This is a genomic window from Sphingobium aquiterrae (assembly GCF_037154135.1).
Lineage (GTDB): Bacteria > Pseudomonadota > Alphaproteobacteria > Sphingomonadales > Sphingomonadaceae > Sphingobium > Sphingobium aquiterrae.
On the sequence record NZ_JBANFL010000018.1, the window covers coordinates 77,901 to 98,884 of the forward strand.

A 20,984-nucleotide genomic window follows, 5' to 3' on the forward strand; every position below is an offset into this window, starting at 1 on the left:
GAGGGTGCTCTCAACAGGCGCCTTCGCCGGGCTTTTTTGTTGTTGGGGGGTGGATAGATGCTGAACGGTCGACACGAGGCATCCTTGTTTCTTGCGCCTCTGATCGCACTGGCGGTCGCAGGCGTACCGGCGACGTCCTTGGCACACGCTTTGGCCGGGGTGTCGCCAGTTGCTGCGTCGTCGGTCGACGTGCCGGCATCAGCCGCCCTTTCGGCGGACGGGCTGCAGGCCGCGTGGATAAAGGTGGACGGTACCGGTCTGCTTCTCGCCAAGCGTTCAAACACGGCCGGCGGTTGGGTTTCCGCTGGTGAGTTCACTATCCGTGGTGTCGTGCGATCCCCCCAGTTTTCGCCGGACGGCAAAAGCGTCGCGTTCCAGAATATTCGCGGCGGCTATCCCACGACGGCGCGCTATCGTGGCGGTCCCTCGTTCAACTGGTCCTACATCGCCGTCTACACCATCGGCGGCGGGGAGATTTCCTATCTCGACCCCTCGCTCGCATTCGACAGCGACGCCCGTTGGGAAGCGGCCGATACGCTCTCCTTCACTCGGCGGATCGGCGAGGAAGCTGGAACGCGGATTTCACGCAAGGTCGAACCGCTGGTCGCGCGCGCGTCGGCTGGGGAGCAGAAGAAGCTGAACCTGCTCGAAAGCCTGCTGTCCGCGCCGTTTTCCTATCAACCTGCGCGCGCAGCCGATGGCCGCTCGCTCGCCTTTGTCGCGCGCGAAGGCAGAAGTCGGACGATCTATTTCGCCCGGTTGGAAGGCAAGGCGCGTTCTATCGTGCGCTATGGCGGCGATGACGGGCTGGAGCTGTCTCAGGTCGCGCTTTCTCCGGACGGCAACTGGCTCGCTTATGTGCGCGGCGGTGCGCCGAATGCGAAGGGGGAAATCCCCAATGCGCGTTCGTTCCCTGTGCCCGTCGAGCAGCAGATTTGGTTGGTGTCGACCAGCGGGAGTGCGAAGGCGGTTCCCGTCTCGATCGGCAGCCAGCCTCAATTTTCCCCGGACGGGTCGCTCCTCCTGTGGACGACGGCGACCGGGGTCGCGATGGCCCCTCTCGGCAAGGCCAGCGGCGTCGGGGCTGTCGATTATGTTTCGGCGGGGCGGGCGGAACGCATTCGCATCTCCCCGGACAGCAAGCGTATCGCCTTCGAGCGCTCGGCGCATGTTGAGGTCGTCGATCTCGAATCGCGCGCGCAGTGGGTGCTGGAAAAGCCGAGCATCGCGACCGACAGCCACGCAACCTGGTCGCCGGACGGCACGGCTTTGGCGGTTGTCAGGACGTTCGGCGAAACGCCTGCGACTGGCATCGCCAAGCGGCCATGGGAAATCGTCGCGGCGGACGCGGCTACACGCACGACACGCACCGTGTGGCGCGCGGAGCCGGGTGTCGGATCTGCCTTTTTCCCGCTCGACCAGGATCAGTCGAAGAATGGCGTGGAGTGGGAGCAACTTCTCTGGTCCGCCTCCGGAGAGATCGCCTTCGCCTGGGAACAGGGCGGGTGGCGCCGCCTCTATGCGGTTCCCGCTGCCGGAGGGGCTGCGCGCCTGCTGACGCCTGGCGAAGGTGAGGTCGAGGCTGCAGCGGTGTCGCTCGACGGTAAGTCGATCATCTACTCCACCAATATCGGCGACCGTGCGTCCCGTCGCATGTGGTCGGTGCCCTTTGGCGGGGGCGTGCCGCAGCCCGCGTCCGTGGCGACCGCCAATCAATGGGGCCCCACGCCGATGGCGGATGGCGCGATTGCGATGGTACAGTCCGACCACTCGGTCCCGCCTGCCGTCGTGTTGCGCGACGCAAAAGGGCGAACCCGATCCCTGGGTGGCCCCGAACTGGCTTCCGCATTTCCGGCAAAGCGCATGGTGCGCCCGCAGCCGGTGTCGTTCGCCGCGCCCGATGGCATGCCGATCTCGGGGGAATTGTTCGTGCCGGCCAAACCCAATGGCTGCGGCGTGATCTTCATCCATGGCGGAAGCCGGCGGCAGATGCTGCTCGGGTTCCACTATATCGACGTCTACGCCAACCTGTACGAGCTCAATCAATATTTCGCGATGCAGGGCTGCGCTGTGCTTTCGGTCGAATATCGCACCGGTATCATGCTCGGCCACGCCTTCCGTAATGCGCCTGCCCGTGGCGAGATGGGCGCCAGCGAATATCAGGACGTGCTCGCCGGGCTGACCTATCTTCGGTCCCGTCCGGAGCTGAACGTGAAGCAGGTCGGCATCTATGGCCTGTCCTATGGCGGTTTGCTGACGGCGCAGGCGCTGGCGCGCGATCCCGACAAGTTCGCTGTCGGTTTTGACATGGCGGGCGTTCATACCTATCCCGGAGAGGGCTTTCAGCACGCGCCCCTGGCCTTCGTTGATAAATGGAACACGCCGGTCTACTTCGCCTCGGGCGATGACGACCGCAATGTCGACCATAGCCACAGCATTCTTCTCTACAACGAGATCAGGAAGCGCCGTCCCGCTTTGGACGTGGTGGCCGAAGCATTCCCCAATGAAGTGCACGACCTGTATCTGACCATGGACGATCTGGTGAAGGTCTACTGGAATGGCAGCAGCTTCATGCTGAAATATCTCTTGTCCGCCGAATAGGGGGCGACGGACCTCCTCCCGAAATTCCCACTACAAACTGGAATGGAAGAGAAGCGATGGTGCCGAAAACCGTCAAAGCCGTTTGTCTGGCATCCATGTCGTTCTTCTCGCTGGGGCAGGCATGGCCATCCGCGCCCCCCGCTTATGACCTGGTCATCCGCAACGGCATGGTCGTGGACGGCACCGGCGCGGCGGCCTATCGCGCCGATCTGGGGATAAGCGGTGACCGCATAGCCGTGATCGCGCCTAAAGGGCTTCCGGCGACAAGCGGCAAGAAGGTGATCGAGGCCGAAGGCCAGGTGATATCGCCCGGTTTCATCGACACGCACGCGCATATCGCGACCAACATTCACGAATATCCGCTGGCCGAAAACTTCACGCGGCAGGGCATCACGACCATTTACGCCAGCCTTCATTCCGGCCTGCAGCCCTATCCGCTCAAGCCCTATATGGACGATCTCAAGGTAGCGGTGAATGTCGGCTTCTTCGCCGGGTTCAACTACGCACGCACCGCCCTCCTGGGGCTGGGCGACCGCGACCCGACGCCGAAAGAACTGGCGGCGATGAAGGAGATCGTGCGCAAGTCGATGGAGGACGGCGCGCTCGGTCTGTCGTCAGGTCTCACCTATGTGCCGGGGCATTTCGCCAAGACCTCGGAAGTGGTGGAACTGGCGAAGGTCGCGTCCTGCTACGGCGGCATCTACATCAGCCATATGCGCGACGAGGGGGAGGGCCTTCTAGATTCCGTCAACGAACTGATTCGGATCGCCGACGAGGCCAAGATGCCGGCGCAGATCAACCACCACAAGGCGAGCGGTTCGGGACAATGGGGCTATAGCGCGAAGTCTCTTGCCCTGCTCGACGCCGCCCGCGCGAGGGGGCTGGACATTAAGCATGACGTCTATCCCTACACGGCGTCGAGCAGCGGGTCGCAACTCATCATGCCGCGTTGGGCGCTCGCCGGTGGACCGGAGGGGTTCAAGGCGCGCACGGAAGATCCCAAGCAGCGCGCGAAGCTCGAAGCGGACCTCAAGCATAATCTGCTGTATCAGCAGGGCGGGGCGGACCTCAGTCGGCTCCAGTTCCGGGTGCTGCCGTCCGATACCCGATATAACGGCAAGACCCTTGCCGATCTGGCGCGCGATCGCGGTCTGAAGGGGACGCCGGACGAAGCCGTCCAGCTGATGATCGAAATTCAGCTCAAAGGCGGTTTCAGTGCGATCTATCACGCGATGGAGGAGCGCGACGTCGTCGCCTTCCTGAGGCACCCCCAGGCGATGATAGAAACGGACGGCGATCCGATCGGCTTCGATGAAGGCTTTCCGCATCCGCGATCCTATGGTGCCTTTCCGCGCGTTATCGCCCGTTACGTCCGGGAGCAGAAAGTCCTGACGCTGGAAGAGGCCGTGCGCCGGATGACATCGCTGCCGGCAGACCAGATCGGTCAGAAGGACCGGGGACGCATTCGCGTGGGCGCCTTCGCGGACCTCTCGGTGTTCGATCCGGCCCGTATCGCTGACCAAGCAACCTTCACCGATCCGCATCGCTATTCGGTCGGCATCAGCAACGTGATCGTCAATGGCGTGCCCATAGTTCAGGGCGGCGCGATGACCGGCGACAAGCCTGGACGCGCGCTTACCGGCCCCTCGCGCCCGATCGACAACAGCGGGAAGAAATGGTGCGCCGGCCTGGTCAAGGGTGCGAAGTAAATCGGCGGCATGGGTGAGCCGACAGATTTTTGAGGAAAGCTGTCGGCGTCGGCGGCGTTAAAATCGAACCGGCCGCTGCAATACTCTTCGCGTCATTTATATCGCGTCAATACGCGTCCGTGACGCTCAGCCGTCGCCTTCCCGTCGGCAACCGCCGCTTCGCCGTTCACGAACACATAAACCATGCCCTCCGAATAGGCGTGGGAATTATCGAAGGTGGCGCGGTCGCGGATTGTGGTGGGGTCGAACACGATCACGTCGGCAATATAGCCTGATTTCAAAAGGCCCCGGTCTGTGAAACCGAAAACCTGGGCAGGCAGGCCGGTGGCCGCGTGGATGGCCTGCTGCATCGAGATAACCGGCTTGTCGAGCACATAGTTGCGGATCTTGCGCGGAAACGTCCCGTAGGCGCGGGGATGTCCGGCGTCGGAACCGAATGCAACCAGAGACCCATCGCTGCCGGTCATGGTCCACTGCTGTTTCATGATGGCTTCGACATCGTCGGGGTTGAGGCTGAAGATGACTACGCCCGCGCCGCCATTTTCGAGAATGGAGAGGAGTGCGTCGATCCACTCGACACCCTTCGCCTTGGCGATCTGATCGAGCATCATGCCCTTGAGCGACGGGTCCGCATCATAGCGCGAGATCTTGACGCGGTCAGGGCCGCCATAGTCGATGATCTTCTGCGCCGTCTCCGTACGGATGCGCGCGCGCAGAGCAGGGTCGCCGAGCCGCTTGACGAGTTCCGCCGATCCGCCGGCCTGCGCCCAGCCGGGAACGAACATGCCTTGGGCAGAGCTGGAATTCGCCTCATAAGGATATTGATCCGCCCAGACAGGCAGTCCCTCGGATCTGGCCTTGTCGATCGCGGCGATCATCGCCTTCGAACTGCCCCAGGCGATTTTCCCCAGCGCCTTGTAGTGCGTCGCGACGGCTGTGATCTTCGCCTCGCGTGAGATTTCGACCAGTTCTGCCACCGACTTCAATACATCCACGCCCTCTTCGCGCATGTGACTGGTGTAGAAGGCGTGCGGGTAGCGTGCCGCGACCTTCGCCATGCCGATGATCTCCGGCGTGTGCGAAAATTTGCCGGGAATATATTCAAGGCCGCTCGAAAAGCCGAAGGCGCCTTCGTCCATGGCTTTCTTGACCAGCATTTCCATTGCCTGCTGTTGCTGGGGCGTGGGCTGCGCGTCGGCGTCTCCCAGAACCGCCTTGCGCACCGCGTTATGCCCGATCATGGGCGCTACATTGACGCCCGGGACGAAGCCGCGCGTTTTCGTCAACTGTTCCGTCAGATCGCTGGGCCCGCCGCCGTCGGGATTGGTCATCACTGTCGTCACGCCCTGATAAAGCTGGGGCAGGGCGGCGGCAAGTTCCGCCGTCTCGAGCCCCTGGGCCGAATGCGAATGCGGATCGATGAAGCCGGGAGAAACGATCTTTCCCTTCGCGTCGATCGTCAAAGCGGCCTTTGCGCCTGTGGGGATATTGCCCACTTGAACGATGCGGTCACCCTTGATCGCAACGTCGGCGGCATGCGCCGGGCTGTCGCTGCCGTCATAAACCGTACCGCCGCGTATCAGGACGTCATATTCCTGCCCCGATGCGAGGGCGGGGGCCAGCAGGGCCATCCCGGTGGTCAAAGCGAGAAGGTGTTTCGCCTTTTGCATCGAGCGCGTGAAAAGGCATGATCCTGATTGAGATTGCATATCTCGACCCCGGCTGTTTGGTTTGGGGTATTTTCTCGAGTTTTCATCTATTGTCAAAATAGAAACACATGAAAATCAGTGCCGGACTCGTCATACTAGACGGCAAGGGCGAGGCAGTTATCGATCAGGCGCGCCAACGCCGCGCCGCCACGGATCGGATCGGCGGCGGGCAGACCGTAAACATCTTCCACCCGCGCGATCTCATCCGCTGCCGCGGTCGGATCGAGGGCTGAGGTGTTGAGGCTGATGCCGCCGCAGCGAACGGCCGGGTTGGTGAGCCGTGCGGCGACCAGATACTGCTCTATGGCGACGTCCAGCGGCGGCAGCGGAAAGTCTGGTCGGCCCAGGATCGCTGATCTACCGGGCATGTGGCACAGCAGGATCACGTCGGGCTGGCTGCCGTGGATCAAGCCCAGTGTCACGGCGGCATAGCTGGGGTGGAATAGCGAGCCCTGTCCCTTGATCACGTCCCAATGATCCGCGTCTGCGCTGGGGCTCAACAGTTCCGCGGCGCCCGCGACAAAGTCCGAAACGACCGCGTCGATCGGAATGCCGCCGCCGGCGATGAGGATCCCCGTCTGGCTTGTCGCCCGGAAATCGGCCGAAACGCCGCGTTCCTTGATCGCCCGCGCCAACGTCAGCGCGGTATATTTCTTCCCGAGCGCGCAGTCGGTGCTGACCGTGAGGAGGCGCTAACCTGTCCGCTTCTCGCCCGTACCGACGGTGATGCCTATGTGTTTAGTCCGGCATTGATGATGTAACCGCCCCCCGACGTCATTGATGTGCGACGGTGGGTCTTCAACGATCCACGGAGGTGAGCGGTGATGTCGGGGGGCGGTTACATCATCAATGCCACGCTCAGGACATCTCGAAGCTTGGGTTCACACCGGATGACGGAAAGACCCAGCGCAATCTCCGGCCGCTTGAGCGTCATGGTGAAGAGGAAGCGGAGAGCCGATACTGCGGCGTTGATGGTTGCCGGGCCGACGGCGCGTCGATGCTGATCGAGTTGAAATCGCCGGAGGTCTTCTGCGCCGGCTGTGTCGGGAGGGCGGCCCAGAAACGCGGCAAAAGATCGAACGTGCCGAATATAGTCCTGCTGCGTATGCGCCCCAAGACCCCGAAGCTTCATATCCTGCAGCATCCGCTGGCGCAGCGAACCGACCGGGGCGGAAGTAATCATAGTGTCCATCGTGAGTTCCTTTGCGTTTAAGGAACCTCACAATCTCATGGCGACTCCGCCGCGCCCAAAGCCTCGCAATTACGGCGCGAACTCGCCCCAAGCGCCCCTCCCGCGGAGCGGGTTCGTCCATGTCCCATACCAAGTCGCTCAGGCCCACCCGTTGATGGATGAACGTAGGGCAAGTTTTGAAGGCCCCGGCTTAAGCTTCGAACGGCGGCTCTGCTGGCGGCAACCGCCCCATCACGAGGAAAGCCGTGAATGACAAGCGGGGGATCTCATATCTGGCGATATGTATGCGACCCAAACATACGTCATAGTGCTCTGGGGTATCTAAGGGCAGCAATCGGCGGCGCGATGCGGAGAAATGCGGCTCTAGCGTAGTAGAAGCGGCGATTCATATTCATCGCTTTCGTCCGCCTTGGGGCACCATCGACGTACTTCACAAGATCAACCCAGTGCATCCGCACCGGCCTGCCCGGGGCGTAGAAATTGGCGCATGGCGATTTGGCTGTGCTTCGCCTGCACATGTGCGTCCTGCATCATACTGAATACTGAGTCGTGCGGGTGGGCGCGCGCGTGAAGTGTGTCACTTGCAGGAGGCCGGAATATCGGTCTGCTCCATCGGGTTTCCCAAGCGATCCGGATCGCGCTGATAGCGCCATCCGCCGTTCATCGGTCGGGGGCGGGAGGCGTTGATCCGCCGGGTTCGAACCGGCATTTTCTTCCCTTCGATCATTTCCATGCGCGGCATGAGCGCGTGATGCTGAGGGTTTGTTGCTGATGATAATTGTAGAATTTATACTCTTTTTATATCCAGGCAGAGGATGTAGAAGCCGACATGATCGACCCGGGAGGAATGAGCCATGTCCCACGCCGAAGCGTCCGCGCCATTATCCGAGCGGCCACCGTTCCATCTTGCCTTTCTTGTGAGCGACATCGAGGAGGCGCGCGCATTCTATCGGGATGTGCTGGGATGCCGCGAGGGGCGCAGCGCGCCGACCTGGATCGATTTCGACTTCTACGGGCATCAAATCGTGGCGCATCTCAATCCGGATGCCGGGGCGAGCGAACGCGGCGCATCCGGTGCCGTGGATGGGCACAATGTGCCGGTGCCGCATTTCGGCGTCGTTCTGGGCATCGATGCCTGGGAGGCGACCGTCGCCAGGCTGCGCCAGCACCAGATCCGGTTCGAGATGGAGCCGACCACGCGCTTCAAGGGGCAGGCCGGCGAGCAGTCGACCACCTTCTTCAAGGACCCGAGCGGCAACGCCATCGAGTTGAAGGCCTTCGCCGACCTGGGATCGCTTTTCGCGAAATAACGGGCCGCGTCTTCGTGCGCGCCACAAAAACCGGGCGTCATCCAGGCTTCAGGGCATTTTCAAGCCAGGTGGCACCGCCTGACGACCTGGGCAATGCGGAAAACAAACAGCCTTGGGGCCGGTTTTGGTTTCAGAGCGTGGCGGCTGCCCGCGCCGCCTGGTTGTAGCTGCCCGACAGGCCGCGGAGCCGTTCCGCCATCTCCGAAAGATCCTCTTCCGAGGGGCCGCCGGCCCGTGCGCGGCCGACGAGCAGCTTCTCGCGAATCTGACGATAGAGTTCGCAAAACTCGATCCCCTTTTCAGTCGCGACCAGCAGCTTCTCCTTGCCCGCACGCTTCGCGCGGACGAGGCCGGCGGTTTCCAGCTTGCGGATCGCATAGGTGGCGAGGTGCGTATCCTCGATGTCCAGCACCAAGGTGATGTCGTTGAGCCGCTTCGGCCGGTCGCGATGGCGGATGCTGTGCAGCACCAGGACCTCCATCGGTGAAAGCTGCTGCCCGGCCGCCGCCGCGCAGCGCGCGATCCAGCGATGATAGGCGGTTGCGACCAGCGTCAGGCTGAACTCAAGCTCCGACAATGCGGGCGAAGCGCCTGCCGCGAGATGCGCCGATGACACGACCGGCATTGTGAGTGAATCCGAGAGTTTTTCCGACACCGCGCCACATAACGGCTTTTCCTTTCGGTAGTCAACTTGACGACGATCCGAGGGGATGTCATTCACATTTTATATGTAAATTCTCTCAAGGTGGATGATGAACGGAAAGTGGCAGTTCTGGATCGATCGCGGCGGCACCTTCACGGACGTGATCGGGCGCGCGCCGGACGGCAGCTTCCGTTCCACCAAGCTGTTGAGCGAGAACCCCGAGCGCTACCGGGATGCGGCGACGGCCGGCATCCGCGCGCTGCTCGATCTGGCGCCCGATGCGCCGCTGCCGCCCGGCATTGTCGACTGCGTGAAGATGGGGACGACGGTTGCCACCAACGCCTTGCTCGAACGGCGCGGATCGCGGGTGCTTCTGCTTGTCGATCACGGGTTCGCCGACGTGCTGCGAATCGGCAATCAGGCGCGACCCCGGCTGTTCGATCTCGACATCACGCTTTCCGCGCCGCTGTACGAAGCGGTCGAGGAGGTGGGCGGCCGTGTCGACGTCGACGGGAACATGCTCGTCCCGCTCGATGAGGACAGGGTGCGCGCGATGCTGGCGCGCCGCCGTGCCGAAGGGCTCGATAGCTGTGCGATCGCCCTTGCCCACAGCTGGAAATACCCGGCTGTCGAACAGCGCCTGGCGGCGCTCGCGCGGGAGGCCGGCTTCATCTCCGTGTCGGCGAGCCATGAGGTCAGCGCGCTGGTCGGCCTTGTCGCGCGGGGCTGGACGACGGTGGTCGACGCCTATCTGTCGCCGATATTGCGAGACTATATCGGGCGGATCGCCGGCCAGCTCAACGAGACCGAACTCTATTTCATGCAGTCGAACGGCGGCCTGACCGACCAGGCCCGCTTCCGCGGCAAGGATGCGATCCTGTCCGGGCCTGCCGGCGGTGTCGTGGGGGCGGCGCGCACCGCCGCGGCGGCGGGGCTGGACAGGATCATCAGCTTCGACATGGGTGGCACTTCCACCGACGTCGCGCTCTATGCCGGCACCCCGGAGCGCGTGATCGACGCCGAGATCGCCGGTGTGCAGGTGCGCGTGCCGATGATGGCGATCAACACCGTCGCCGCCGGCGGCGGATCGATCCTGCATTTCGACGGCGCACGCTTCCGGGTCGGCCCGGACAGCGCCGGCGCCAATCCCGGGCCCGCCTGCTACCGTCGCGGCGGTCCCCTCACCATTACCGACGCCAATCTGCTGCTCGGCAAGATCAGCCCAAGCTATTTCCCGGCGATCTTCGGTCCCGACGGCAATGCGCCGCTCGATCGCGGCATCGTCGCGCAGCGCTTTGCCGCGCTGGCGGATGAGGTGGCGGCGGTGACGGGCCGCAGCCGCGATCCGCGCGAGATTGCCGAGAGCTTCGTCCGCGTCGCGGTCGCCAACATGGCGCGCGCGATCAAGGAGGTCTCGACCGAGCGCGGCCACGATGCCGCCGATTTCGCGCTGCAATGCTTCGGCGGTGCCGGTGGGCAGCATGCGTGCCTGGTGGCCGAGGAACTCGGGATCGGCACGGTGTTCGTCCATCCCTTCGCCGGGGTGCTCTCTGCCTATGGCATGGGCCTTGCCGACCAGAGCGCGGTGCGCCGCAGCGCCGTCGAGCAGCCGCTCGGCGATGGATCGGTGAAGGCGCTCGCCATCCTGGTGGACAGGCTGGCCGGGGAAGCGGCGGCCGCCCTTGAGCAGGATCTGGGCGGCGGATCGGTCGCGCTGATCCGCAACGTGCATCTGCGCTACGACGGCACCGACACCACGCTGGAGGTGCCGCTCGATACGCCCGATGCGATGATCGCGGCGTTCGACGTCGCGCATCGCGCCCGGTTCGGCTTCTCGACGCCTGAACGCGATATCGTCATCGACAGCGTGGAGGTCGAGGCGGTGCTAGCCGGCGCGCCGATGCAGGCGCCGGTGCTGGCGCGGCGCCCGTCCGGCGAGGCCGTGCCGGTGCTGGAGCAGATCGTGCTGTGGAGCCAGGGGGCAGCGCATGAGGCGCCGGTGCATGATCGCGACGCGCTGCTCGCGGGGGACCGGATCGCAGGCCCCGCCCTGATCCGCGAGGGGCTTGCAACCACGGTGATCGAGAGCGGCTGGAACGCCGATGTCGATGGCGCGGGCAACTTGCTGATCCGTCGCGCCGGCCGGCAGCGCGCCGGCCAGCAGGTCGCCGCGAGCGATGTCGCCGATCCGATGCTGCTCGAACTGTTCAACAACCTGTTCATGGCCGTTGCCGACCAGATGGGCGCAGTGCTGCGCCACACCTCGACGAGCGTCAACATCAAGGAGCGGCTCGACTTCTCCTGCGCGCTGTTCGATGCCGAGGGCAATCTTGTCGCCAACGCCCCGCATGTGCCGGTGCATCTGGGGGCGATGAGCGACAGCGTGCGTACCGTGATCGCGCTGCGCGGGTCCACGCTCAAGCCCGGCGACATGGTGGTGCTCAACAACCCGTTCCGGGGCGGCACTCATCTGCCCGACATCACGGTGATCGCGCCGGTGTTCGATGCCCAGGGCAAGGAGATCCGCTTCTTCGTCGGCAATCGCGGCCATCACGCCGACATCGGCGGCACCACGCCGGGGTCCACGCCGGCCAATTCCTCGACGCTCGCCGAGGAAGGCGTGGTGATCGACGATTTCCTGCTGCTCGACGGCGGCGTGCTGCGCGAAGCGGAATTTCGCGCGCTGCTGGCGACCGGGCCGTGGCCGGCGCGCAGCCCCGATGTCAACGTCGCCGACATCAAGGCGCAGATCGCCGCCAACGAGACCGGCATCCGCGAAGTGACGGCGCTGGTCGACCGCTACAGCTGGGACGGCGTGCGCTGTTACCTCCGGCATGTGATGGCGAATGGGGAGGAGAGCTTCCGCCGCGTCATCGACCGGGTCGGCGACGGCAGCTTCGTCTATCGCATGGACGATGGCGCGGTGCTGAAGGTGGCGGTGTCGGTCGATCATGCCGCGCGCTCGGCGGTGATCGACTTCACCGGCACAAGCCCGCAGCGCACGAGCAACTTCAACGCGCCGCCGGCGGTGACGCGGGCCGTGGTGCTCTATGCCTTCCGTTGCCTGATTGGCCATGATCTGCCGCTCAACGAGGGCTGCCTGGCTCCGCTCGACATCATCGTGCCGGAAGGCAGCTTCCTTGCGCCTCTGCCCGGCGCGGCGGTGGTGGCCGGCAACACGGAGATCGGCCAGGCGGTGTGCAACGCGCTGCTCGGCGCGCTCGGCGTCGTCGCCAGCGCCCAGGGGACGATGAACAATTTCCTGTTCGGCAACGACCGCACCCAATATTATGAGACGATCTGCGGCGGCGCCGGTGCCGGACCCGACTTCGACGGCGCCTCGGCGGTCCATACCCACATGACCAATACGCGGATCACCGATCCCGAGATCCTGGAGCTGCGCTATCCGGTGCGGCTTGAGCATTTCGGCATCCGCCCCGGATCGGGCGGTGCCGGGCGGCACCGTGGCGGCGACGGCGTGGTGCGGCAGTTGCGCGCGCTGGAACAACTGACTGCGACGATCGTCTCGTCGCGTCGCGAGGTTGCGCCATTCGGTCTTGCCGGCGGCGAGGATGGCGCCGTCGGGCGGCAATGGGTCGAGCGGGTCGACGGCTCGCGCCTGATGCTGACCGGCACCGACCAGGTCGAGCTGGAGCCGGGCGATCTCATCACCATAGAGACTCCCGGCGGCGGTGGCTTCGGCGGGGCGTAGGCGCGCGCGCGAACCGGTCATCCCCGTCATCCGGGCTGCGGGCGGGCGGTCCCTGCGAGGCGCCCGGTCTCCGCCGGGGTGACGGGAGGGAGAAGACGGACGGGCTTGCCCCAGACGAAAAAAAAGGCCCGCGTGTCGCGCGGGCCTTTTCCTTGAAATCGCCGATGCATTCGGAAAAAAACGGGCGACGCTCCGGCAGGCCGGGCGCCGCCCGTCAAGTCAGAAGTCCTTCTGGATGCGCATGTAGAAGAACCTTCCGCGGGAGTTGAACGTCGCCTGGTCGAAGCCGTTGAAGTAATTGCCTTCCAGGAAGGGCGGCATCGCGTCGCCGACATTGTCGATGCCGAGCGTGAAGCGCGCCTTCTGGTCCTCCAGATAATAGTTCGCCGACACGTCATGCTGCATATAGTCGTCGCCACGCAGATAATGCCCGTTGACGAGCAGCGACGCCTCGTTCCTCACCGGCCCGACATAGCGCATATTGTAGTTGACCGAGAGACCGCCGAGCGACCAGGTCGCCCCGACATTCCCGCGGAACCTGGAGAGCGTGCCGAGCGCGATCGAATAGGTGCCGACCCGCTCCACCGCCGGCTGGCCCGCCGCGGGGGACAGCTTGTAGCTGTTGAGGTAGGTCGCATCGAGCCGCAGGTGCAGCTTGCCCCAGTTGGCCTCGGCGGTGGTGTAGTCCATGGCGCCGTCGATGCCGTCGATCGACTGTTCGAGCAGGTTGGCCCGGGTCGCCCGCACTTCCAGCAGCATATTGTCCTGGTTGCGCAGCACCGCGCCTGAAAATTCCGGCAGGCCGAGCGCATCCTGCAGGGCGACATAGTTGAAGTCGGCCGTGCCGATGATGTTCTTCTTCGTGATCTTGAAGAAATCGACGGTCAGCGACAGCCGCGGGACGAAGCTGGGCGTCCACACCGCGCCCGCCGTCCAGGTCTTGGCCGTCTCCGGCTGCAGGTCCGGATTGCCGCCGCTGGTGACATAGGCGGAGACGATCGCCGGCGCGCGCCGGCCGCCGCAGCCCGGATAGCTGGCGAAATTCGCGCCCGAGCAGGGATCGACCACCGGCCGCGCACTGCGGCTCTGGGTGCTGTTCGCCTCGGTGAAGTTGGGCGCGCGGAAGCCGGTGCCCCATGATCCGCGGATCATCAGGTCGCGGATCGGCCGCCACTTGATGCCGACCTTCGGGTTGGTCGTCGATCCGAAGGCATTATAGTGCGAATAACGCACGGCGCCGTCGAGATCGAGGCTGTGGATCAGCGGGATGTCGCGCAGCAGCGGCACCGATATTTCGCCATAGACCTCGGCCACTTCACGCTGGGGCGGCAGGAAATTGGGCGTCTGCGGCGAATAGTCGGGCGCATTGTCCTGAAGCTGCTGGAACGATTCGGTGCGATACTCGCCGCCGACCGCGATGCCGACCGGGCCGGCCGGCAGGTGGAACAGCGTGCCCGAAATATTGGCGTCGAGCGCCTTCATCTCCGACGTGACATCGCGATAATGCGGCGCGGTGATATAGGCGAGCATCGCCGGGGTGATCGATCCCGATCCGCCGGCGCCGAACACGTCGAGCGGCACGCACCCGACCGCCGCGGCGCAGGCCGCAGGATCGCCGAGCGCCAGCCGCAGGCGCGCCTGGACCACGCCGTTGCCGGCGTCGGTATATTGATGGAGCCGCTGGTAGTTGCCCGAAACGTCCCACTTCCAGTCGCCGCCAAGCTTGCCTTCGAGCCCGGCCACCAGGCGGTAGAAGGTCGAATCGACGTCGTTGCGCGCGCCGCCGCCCATCCCCTGTTCGTTCGCCAGCGTCTTGTAGAGGCGCAGGTCGCGACCGAACGGGTTGTAGGGATTGAGCGCGCTGACGGTATAGTCGCCGATCGACAGGCGCTGGCCGATGAAGCCATAGGACTGGCGGTTGTTGAGCGACGCCTCGACATAGGCCGTCAGCGAATCGCTCAGTTCATGTTCGCCGGAGAACCACAGGTTGAGCTGCGAGATTTCGGATGAGCTGGTTTCGGTCTGCCAATAGTTGAGGCCGTCGTCGATCCCGCCGAGCGGTGAGCCATAGTCGGGGAAGACATAGGGCCGGAAATCGGCCAGCGATTGCGCCCGCTGTACGCCTTCCTTCAGGATGTAGGTCTTGCCGGGATTGGTGGGATCGATGTTGGAGAAGGAGGGGTTCAGCGTCGCATTGTCGCGGAAGTTGCGGCCGCCCCGGTCCATGAAGTTGATGTCGCGGCTGATCGGGCGGTCGATGATCAGGTTGCCGGCCGAATGGCGATAGCTGGCGGTGAAGACGAAGCCGCCGCCGTCATATTTCTTGCCGAATGTCCCACTCAACTCATAGCGCGGCAGGTCGCCGCGGCTGGAGATGCCGGTGCCTGCCTTGAGCTGCAACCCGTCGAACGAGCGGCGCATGATCAGGTTGACCACGCCGGCGATCGCGTCCGACCCGTAGATCGCCGAGGCGCCGTCCTGCAGCACCTCGACACGGTCGATCGCCTCGAACGGCACGCTGTTGAGGTCGACGGTGCCGTCGGCGCTGTTCGCAAGCATACGCCGGCCGTTGACCAGCACCAGCGTGTTGATCGCGCTGAGGCCGCGCAACGCGACATTGGCTGTCCCGGCGTTGCCGCGGCCCGCCGCATCGGATGCCGCCGGCGAGGCCACCGGCAATTCCTGGAGCAATTCGCCGACGCTGGCGGTGCCGGTCGATTCGATCTGGGCGCGGTCGAGCACGGTCACCGGCGCGGGCGACGTCAAGGCGGTGCTGGGCAGGCGCGATCCCGTAACGACGATATCCTGCGGCGCTTCTGACGGGGTGGGGGCGTCAGCCTGAGCTTCCGGCAGGGCTGGAGCGGTCTGTGCGAATGACGGATAGGCATAGAATAAGGATGTCAGCGCGCAAGACGCCAACATTTTTGACTTCTTATTGGATAATATCATTCCGTGTCCCCTTTTTGGTAATGCGCTCCTTGCCCATCCTGCGGATTGATCATTATTTTCGCTTTGCTTCTGCAAAGTCGTGACCGTTACTTTTGAGTGTCTTGATAATTATTATTCGGCGCATGCCGGCTGCGTGTCGGGCGTTCAAATCGAAGCCGCCAGCACCCCGAACCGATAATTAAATTTCAAGTGAGGAATATGTGGACGCAATCTCTACAAATTGTCAACGTCATATTGACAATTGGAAAGTTGACCCTTCCTATGTGCATGTCGATGCCTTCAGGGCGCTGCCCGGCTCGCATCGCCGAACGGCAGCGGAGAGGCATGAACACGGGTCGCCGCGGGGCGAGGGGGAATTTTGATGGCCGTTGGCAACAGCATGTGGATTCTCTCCGGTGTCGCGGTGGTCATCATTGGCTTCGTGCTGCGGCTGAATGCGCTGCTGGTGGTCACGCTGGCCGCGCTGGCGACCGCGCTTGCGGCGGGAATGGGGCCGGTCGCGGCGATCGCGGCGTTCGGCAAGGCTTTCGCCGACAACCGCTTCATCGCCATCCCCTGGCTGATCCTGCCGGTGATCGGGTTGCTGGAGCGCGGCGGCATCCGCGAGCGCGCGCGGATGCTGGTGGCGAAGCTGCCGGTGGCGACCCCCGGGCGCGTGCTGATCGGCTATCTCGCGCTGCGCCAGATCAGCGCGTCGCTGGGGCTCAATGCGCTCGGCGGCCATGTGCAGATGGTGCGGCCGGTCGTGGCGCCGATGGCCGAAGCCGCCGCCGGCGAGGGGAGCCGGGCGGCCGACCCCCAATCCGATACCCGCGAGGCGATCCGGGCCCATGCCGCCGCCGCCGACAATGTCGGCCTGTTCTTCGGAGAGGATCTGTTCGTTGCGGTCGGATCGATCCTGCTGATCATCTCCTTCATGGAGCAATATGGTGTCATGCTGGCGCCGCTCGCGATCGCGAAATGGGCGGTCCCGACCGCGATCGCGGCATTCGTGATCCACGGATCGAGGCTGCTGTGGCTCGATCGGGCATGGAGCCGGGCGCGATGATCGGCCTGGATCTCTTCTACGCTGTCGTCGGGCTGATGTTTGCCGCCTTCGCGATCGGCCATGTCCTCGACCGTTCTCATCCGCACTGGTGGCGAAGCGCCGCCTTCTGGGGGAGCTTCGCCACGACGATCGGCCTTGGCGGCCATATCCCTTCGCTCGCGACCGGCATCCTGCTGCTGGTGATGACGGCATCGGCGGCCATGGGCCTGCGGCCCGCATCGGCACCGGGGACTCCGGACGAGGTACGCGTTGCCGACGCCCGGCGCTTCGGCAACTGGCTGTTCGTGCCGGCGCTGCTGGTGCCGACCGTCACCGTCGCGGCGACGCTGCTGGTGCCGACCGGGGTCGTCGGCGGCCTGAAGCTGGTCGACCCCAAGCAGGTGACGCTGGTCGCGCTGGCCTGCGGCGCGTTGCTGGCGATGGTGGTGGCGATGGCGATGCTGCGGCCCGGCCGCGCGGCGCCGGCCTATGAAGGGCGCCGCCTTGCCGACTCGATCGGCTGGGCGATCGTCCTGCCGCAGGCGCTCGCCGCGCTGGGCGTGCTGTTCGGCATCGCCGGCGTCGGCGGCGTGGTGGGGGAGATCGTCACCCATTATGTGCCGATGACGGCGCCGTTGACCGCAGCGCTTGCCTACACGCTCGGCATGGCGCTGTTCACCATCGTGCTGGGCAACGCCTTTGCCGCCTTCCCGGTGGTGACGGCCGGCATCGGCATGCCCTTCATCGTCGGTCGCTTCGGCGGCGATCCGACCATCATGTGCGCGGTCGGTATGCTCTCGGGGTTCTGCGGCACGCTGCTGACCCCGATGGCGGCCAACTACAACCTCGTTCCCGCCGCGGTCCTGGAACTGCGGGATCGCTATGCCGTCATCCGCGCCCAGGTGCCGACGGCCTTCCTCCTCCTCGCCTTCAACACAGGGTTGATGGCCTATTGGGTGTATCGTTGATGAAGCAACTCTCGCCTCAGCTTGCCTCCGAATTCTGCAGGATCGCGCTCGGCCATGTCGGGCTCGAATATCCCCATTATGCCGGCGAGGTGCTGATGAGCCCCGCCGAGCTGGCGATCACCGGGCCGCAGTTCCACCCGATCTTCTTCGGCAGCTACGACTGGCATAGCTGCGTGCATGGCTATTGGCTGCTGTCGCGGCTCAACCGCCTCTATCCGGACCTGCCGCAGCGCGCGCAGATCATCGCCCAGCTCGACCAGGCATTCGTGCCGGAAAAGGTGGCCGGCGAGACCGCCTTCTTCGCGCGGCCGTATAGCGGAGAGTTCGAACGGCCCTATGGCTGGGCATGGCTGCTCAAGCTGAGCGCCGAGCTGCTGCAATATAAGGATGCCGAGGGTCAGCGCTGGGCGCAGACGCTGATGCCGCTCGCCCAGGATCTGGCGCGCCGGCTCGGGCTCTATTTCCAGCGCCTGTCGAATCCGGTGCGCGGCGGCGCCCACAGCAATTCCGCCTTTTCCCTCGCGCTGACCGTCGATTACGCCAAGGCGGTCAACGACACCGCGCTGCTCGACCTGATGCGCCGATGTGCGGTGCGCTGGTTCGGCGAGGATGTCGCGCCCACCCGCCACGATTTCGGCGGCACGGACTTCCTGTCGCCGGCGATCACCACCGCGGAGGCGATGCGGCGGCTGCTGCCGGCGGATGCCTTCAACGGCTGGTTCCGCCGCTTCATGCCCGATCTCGCCACGGGCGAGCCGGCCTTCCTGTTGCAGCCGATGATCGTCACCGATCGCAGCGACGGCCATCTCGCGCATCTCGACGGCCTCAACCTCAGCCGCGCCTGGGCGATGCGCAACCTTGGCGGCGCGGTCCCGGCCGGCGATCCGCGCGCGGAGGTGCTGCTCAAGGCGGCCGATGCCACGCTCGCCGAGGGGCTCGACAAGGTCGAGGGGAATTATGTCAGCACCCATTGGGTCGCGACCTATGCGCTGCTCGCGCTCGAAGCCGGTCAGGAGGGAAAGTGATGTCCAAGGGAAATGAACATGGCGCCATCGTCGGCGCGGCGATGGGCTTGCCGGTCGGCCGCCGCACGCTGATGACGGGCGCTGCCTGCGCCATGGGCGCGGGGCTGATCCCCACGGCAGCCGGCGCGCAGGTGCCGGCCACGCTGGACGCGGCGGCCGCGAGCCAGTTTGCCCGGATGGCGTTGTCGCACGTCACCCGCGAATATCCGATGGAGACGGGCATGACCCGCAGCAGCGCGGCGGAGACGGTGGAACAGAAGCCCGTGCGCCCGGTTTTCTACGGCAGCTTCGGTTGGGGCAGCGCGGTGGCGACGCACTGGCAGCTTGCCCGGCTGCGCAACCTGTTCCCCAGGATGCCCGAAGCGGCGTCGATCGCCGCCCATTTCGACAGCGCCTTTTCCGCGGAGAAGATCGCGAAGGAAATGGCCTTCTTCAAGACGCCGATGAACGAGGGCTCGGGTCGGTTCGGCGGCTGGGCCTGGGTAATGATGCTGTCGGTCGAACTCGGCCGCGACAAGAGCGCACGGGCCCAGCGCTGGGCGAAGTTGCTTGCGCCGATGACGGTGGACCTGACCGAGCGCACCATCGATTTCCTGCCCAAGCTGCGGTTCCCGGGGCGGGGCGGCGGCACGCCGCTGGGGCTGTTGCAGATGGTCGACTATGCGCGACAGCCGGGGCAGGGGAAACTGCTCGACCTCATCACCAGCAACGCGCGCAACTGGTATGGCGAGGATGTGGTGGAGGATCGGCCGCAGCTTGGCGGCGAGGATTCGATCCCTGCCGAATTCGCCACCGCCGAGCTGATGCGCCGGCTGTTGCCGGCCGCTGAGTTCGACGCGTGGTTCCGCCGTTACCTGCCGAAGCTGGTGACGGGCGACCCGGCGGTGCTGCTGACCCCGGTCGATGCCGGCGACCGGGGCGACCCGCGGCTCACCCTTGCGACCGACTCGCTCAACCTGACGCGCGGCTGGCTGCTCCGCAACCTCGCCAAAGCCTGTAAGGGCGATCGCCGCGCCGAGGTGATGACCGCCGCCGCCGCCCGCCACCTTGCCGTCAGCCTGCCGCATGTCGGTGAGAATTATCTCAGCATGCGGAGCTTGCCTGCCTACGCCCTGCTGGCGCTGGAAGCGGGGAGAAGCTGAGTGAGGACATCAGTGCCGTTGCGGCACTAAGGATGAGGGGCTGCAGCCCGTTCGAGCGGCAATCGGAGCGGCTTGCGATCCGATTGCCTCGAATCGCCCGCGCCAGACTTTTTGATTGGCCGCATTTCCCGAGCCGTCGGGTGAGCCCGGCTGACGGGAAGATGCGCCGATCTTGTGGGTTCGGCTGACATGGTCGGCGTCTCCGGCGATCGCTTTACGGCGCAGGCGGATGCTGCCGCCCGGCGTGAAGCGGTCGGGGGCTATGCCGGGCTGGATCGCGCGAACCGGGCGTCGGCCGAGCCCCAGTTCACGGTCCCCATGAACGCATCGACATAGGCGGCGGCCCTGGCCCCATAGTCGATGGCATAGGCATGTTCGTACATGTCGAGCGCCAGGATCGGGGTGGCATCGGCGAGCGTCGTCATATGGTCGGCAGCCCATTGATTGACCAGGCGGTTGTCGCGATGGCTGTAGGTGAGGAGCACCCAGCCCGAACCGCCCGCCAGGGCCTTGCCCATTCCGGCGAATTCCGCCCGCCAGCGTGCCTCGCTGCCAAAGTCCCGCTCGATGGCGGCGGCCAGTGCCTTGCCCGGACGCGAGGGCGCCCCCAGGCCGGCAAAATAGAGTTCGTGGAGGATCATCGAATTCCAGGCGATCAGCTCTTCCCGCTTGAGGCCGTTGAGCATGAACCCCGGCGCGGTGCCCGGATCGAGCGCGGAAAACTGGGCGGTGATCGCCCCCAGCCGCTTTACCGCGCCGACATAATTATTGTCATGGTGGCTTATGAGCAGCTTTTCCGACAGGCCCGCTATGGCCTTGGGGTCGAAAGGCAGCGGCAGGGGCTGCGGCGTGAAGCTGCGCGCTGGCGCCGATGCGCCCTGCTGGGCGTGCGCGATCGTGGATTGGGACATGGCGGCGCCGGCCGACAGCACGGCACCGGTGGTCAGGAGGTTGCGGCGATCCATCATCATGTCAGTCATGGTCACTCTCCGAAAGG

At 64.9% G+C, this 20,984-nt stretch carries 14 protein-coding genes and 1 pseudogene; 8 read left to right on the forward strand and 7 right to left on the reverse strand.

Annotated elements, in window-relative coordinates; genetic code table 11:
- Nucleotides 1-138: 138 nt before the first annotated feature.
- A complete protein-coding gene (locus WFP78_RS18195; protein WP_336965573.1) occupies nt 139-2,601 on the forward strand; it encodes a S9 family peptidase in 2,463 nt (820 codons plus the stop codon).
- A gap of 95 nt (nt 2,602-2,696) precedes the next feature.
- Nucleotides 2,697-4,310, forward strand: a complete 1,614-nt coding sequence (locus WFP78_RS18200; protein ID WP_336965576.1) for an N-acyl-D-amino-acid deacylase family protein — start codon at nt 2,697-2,699, stop codon at nt 4,308-4,310.
- A gap of 92 nt (nt 4,311-4,402) precedes the next feature.
- Here the strand turns inward: WFP78_RS18200 and WFP78_RS18205 are convergent, their stop codons facing one another.
- The 4 genes and pseudogenes from WFP78_RS18205 to WFP78_RS18220 form a co-directional block, all read right to left on the reverse strand.
- Entirely contained in the window at nt 4,403-6,076 is a 1,674-nt protein-coding gene (locus WFP78_RS18205) for an N-acyl-D-amino-acid deacylase family protein (protein ID WP_336965579.1), read from the reverse strand.
- A 38-nt stretch (nt 6,077-6,114) separates the two neighbouring features.
- Nucleotides 6,115-6,699: pseudogene (locus WFP78_RS18210) on the reverse strand (DUF1611 domain-containing protein); the annotation flags it as partial.
- Between the two features lie 158 nt (nt 6,700-6,857).
- Complete coding sequence (locus WFP78_RS18215; RefSeq protein WP_336965581.1) at nt 6,858-7,211, reverse strand: site-specific integrase; 354 nt, start codon at nt 7,209-7,211, stop codon at nt 6,858-6,860.
- A 577-nt stretch (nt 7,212-7,788) separates the two neighbouring features.
- A complete protein-coding gene (locus WFP78_RS18220; RefSeq protein WP_336965584.1) occupies nt 7,789-7,944 on the reverse strand; it encodes a hypothetical protein in 156 nt (51 codons plus the stop codon).
- A gap of 121 nt (nt 7,945-8,065) precedes the next feature.
- Here WFP78_RS18220 and WFP78_RS18225 point away from each other — a divergent pair, with 121 nt between their 5' ends.
- Entirely contained in the window at nt 8,066-8,521 is a 456-nt protein-coding gene (locus WFP78_RS18225; protein WP_336965587.1) for a VOC family protein, read from the forward strand.
- A gap of 130 nt (nt 8,522-8,651) precedes the next feature.
- Here WFP78_RS18225 and WFP78_RS18230 read toward each other — a convergent pair whose 3' ends face one another.
- The gene (locus tag WFP78_RS18230) at nt 8,652-9,146 is read right to left on the reverse strand and encodes a winged helix DNA-binding protein (protein ID WP_336965590.1); all 495 of its coding nucleotides are present in this window, start codon (nt 9,144-9,146) and stop codon (nt 8,652-8,654) included.
- 124 nt (nt 9,147-9,270) lie between these two features.
- On the opposite strand from WFP78_RS18230, the gene WFP78_RS18235 reads away from it, so the two are divergent.
- Entirely contained in the window at nt 9,271-12,876 is a 3,606-nt protein-coding gene (locus WFP78_RS18235) for a hydantoinase B/oxoprolinase family protein (protein WP_336965592.1), read from the forward strand.
- Between the two features lie 219 nt (nt 12,877-13,095).
- Here WFP78_RS18235 and WFP78_RS18240 read toward each other — a convergent pair whose 3' ends face one another.
- The gene (locus WFP78_RS18240; protein ID WP_336965595.1) at nt 13,096-15,798 is read right to left on the reverse strand and encodes a TonB-dependent receptor plug domain-containing protein; all 2,703 of its coding nucleotides are present in this window, start codon (nt 15,796-15,798) and stop codon (nt 13,096-13,098) included.
- Nucleotides 15,799-16,204: 406 nt separating this feature from the next.
- Between WFP78_RS18240 and WFP78_RS18245 the strand changes: the two genes are divergently transcribed.
- Genes WFP78_RS18245 through WFP78_RS18260 form a run of 4 tightly spaced genes read left to right on the forward strand, consistent with a single transcriptional unit; the run spans nt 16,205 to nt 19,987 of the window.
- Nucleotides 16,205-16,873: a 5-oxoproline transporter, DUF969 family subunit gene (locus WFP78_RS18245; protein WP_336965635.1), complete on the forward strand. Its 669-nt coding sequence runs from the start codon at nt 16,205-16,207 to the stop codon at nt 16,871-16,873.
- Nucleotides 16,870-17,820 (forward strand): DUF979 domain-containing protein, encoded by a 951-nt coding sequence (locus WFP78_RS18250; RefSeq protein ID WP_336965598.1) that lies wholly within the window; start codon nt 16,870-16,872, stop codon nt 17,818-17,820. Before WFP78_RS18245 ends, WFP78_RS18250 begins: the two co-directional genes overlap by 4 nt.
- Complete coding sequence (locus WFP78_RS18255) at nt 17,820-18,845, forward strand: DUF2891 domain-containing protein (RefSeq protein ID WP_336965600.1); 1,026 nt, start codon at nt 17,820-17,822, stop codon at nt 18,843-18,845. Before WFP78_RS18250 ends, WFP78_RS18255 begins: the two co-directional genes overlap by 1 nt.
- Nucleotides 18,845-19,987: a DUF2891 family protein gene (locus WFP78_RS18260; RefSeq protein WP_336965602.1), complete on the forward strand. Its 1,143-nt coding sequence runs from the start codon at nt 18,845-18,847 to the stop codon at nt 19,985-19,987. Before WFP78_RS18255 ends, WFP78_RS18260 begins: the two co-directional genes overlap by 1 nt.
- Nucleotides 19,988-20,247: 260 nt before the next feature.
- Here WFP78_RS18260 and WFP78_RS18265 read toward each other — a convergent pair whose 3' ends face one another.
- Entirely contained in the window at nt 20,248-20,967 is a 720-nt protein-coding gene (locus tag WFP78_RS18265) for a superoxide dismutase (RefSeq protein ID WP_336965605.1), read from the reverse strand.
- Nucleotides 20,968-20,984 lie beyond the last annotated feature (17 nt).

Bases quoted from the DNA above. Each gene is read 5' to 3' on its own strand.
- WFP78_RS18230 (WP_336965590.1), bottom strand. From the start codon at position 9,146: ATGCCGGTCGTGTCATCGGCGCATCTCGCGGCAGGCGCTTCGCCCGCA.
- WFP78_RS18250 (WP_336965598.1), top strand. From the start codon at position 16,870: ATGATCGGCCTGGATCTCTTCTACGCTGTCGTCGGGCTGATGTTTGCC.
- WFP78_RS18255 (WP_336965600.1), top strand. From the start codon at position 17,820: ATGAAGCAACTCTCGCCTCAGCTTGCCTCCGAATTCTGCAGGATCGCG.
- WFP78_RS18200 (WP_336965576.1), top strand. From the start codon at position 2,697: ATGTCGTTCTTCTCGCTGGGGCAGGCATGGCCATCCGCGCCCCCCGCT.
- WFP78_RS18225 (WP_336965587.1), top strand. From the start codon at position 8,066: ATGTCCCACGCCGAAGCGTCCGCGCCATTATCCGAGCGGCCACCGTTC.
- WFP78_RS18215 (WP_336965581.1), bottom strand. From the start codon at position 7,211: ATGGACACTATGATTACTTCCGCCCCGGTCGGTTCGCTGCGCCAGCGG.
- WFP78_RS18240 (WP_336965595.1), bottom strand. From the start codon at position 15,798: ATGTTGGCGTCTTGCGCGCTGACATCCTTATTCTATGCCTATCCGTCA.
- WFP78_RS18265 (WP_336965605.1), bottom strand. From the start codon at position 20,967: ATGACTGACATGATGATGGATCGCCGCAACCTCCTGACCACCGGTGCC.
- WFP78_RS18220 (WP_336965584.1), bottom strand. From the start codon at position 7,944: ATGGAAATGATCGAAGGGAAGAAAATGCCGGTTCGAACCCGGCGGATC.
- WFP78_RS18245 (WP_336965635.1), top strand. From the start codon at position 16,205: ATGTGGATTCTCTCCGGTGTCGCGGTGGTCATCATTGGCTTCGTGCTG.
- WFP78_RS18235 (WP_336965592.1), top strand. From the start codon at position 9,271: ATGATGAACGGAAAGTGGCAGTTCTGGATCGATCGCGGCGGCACCTTC.
- WFP78_RS18260 (WP_336965602.1), top strand. From the start codon at position 18,845: ATGTCCAAGGGAAATGAACATGGCGCCATCGTCGGCGCGGCGATGGGC.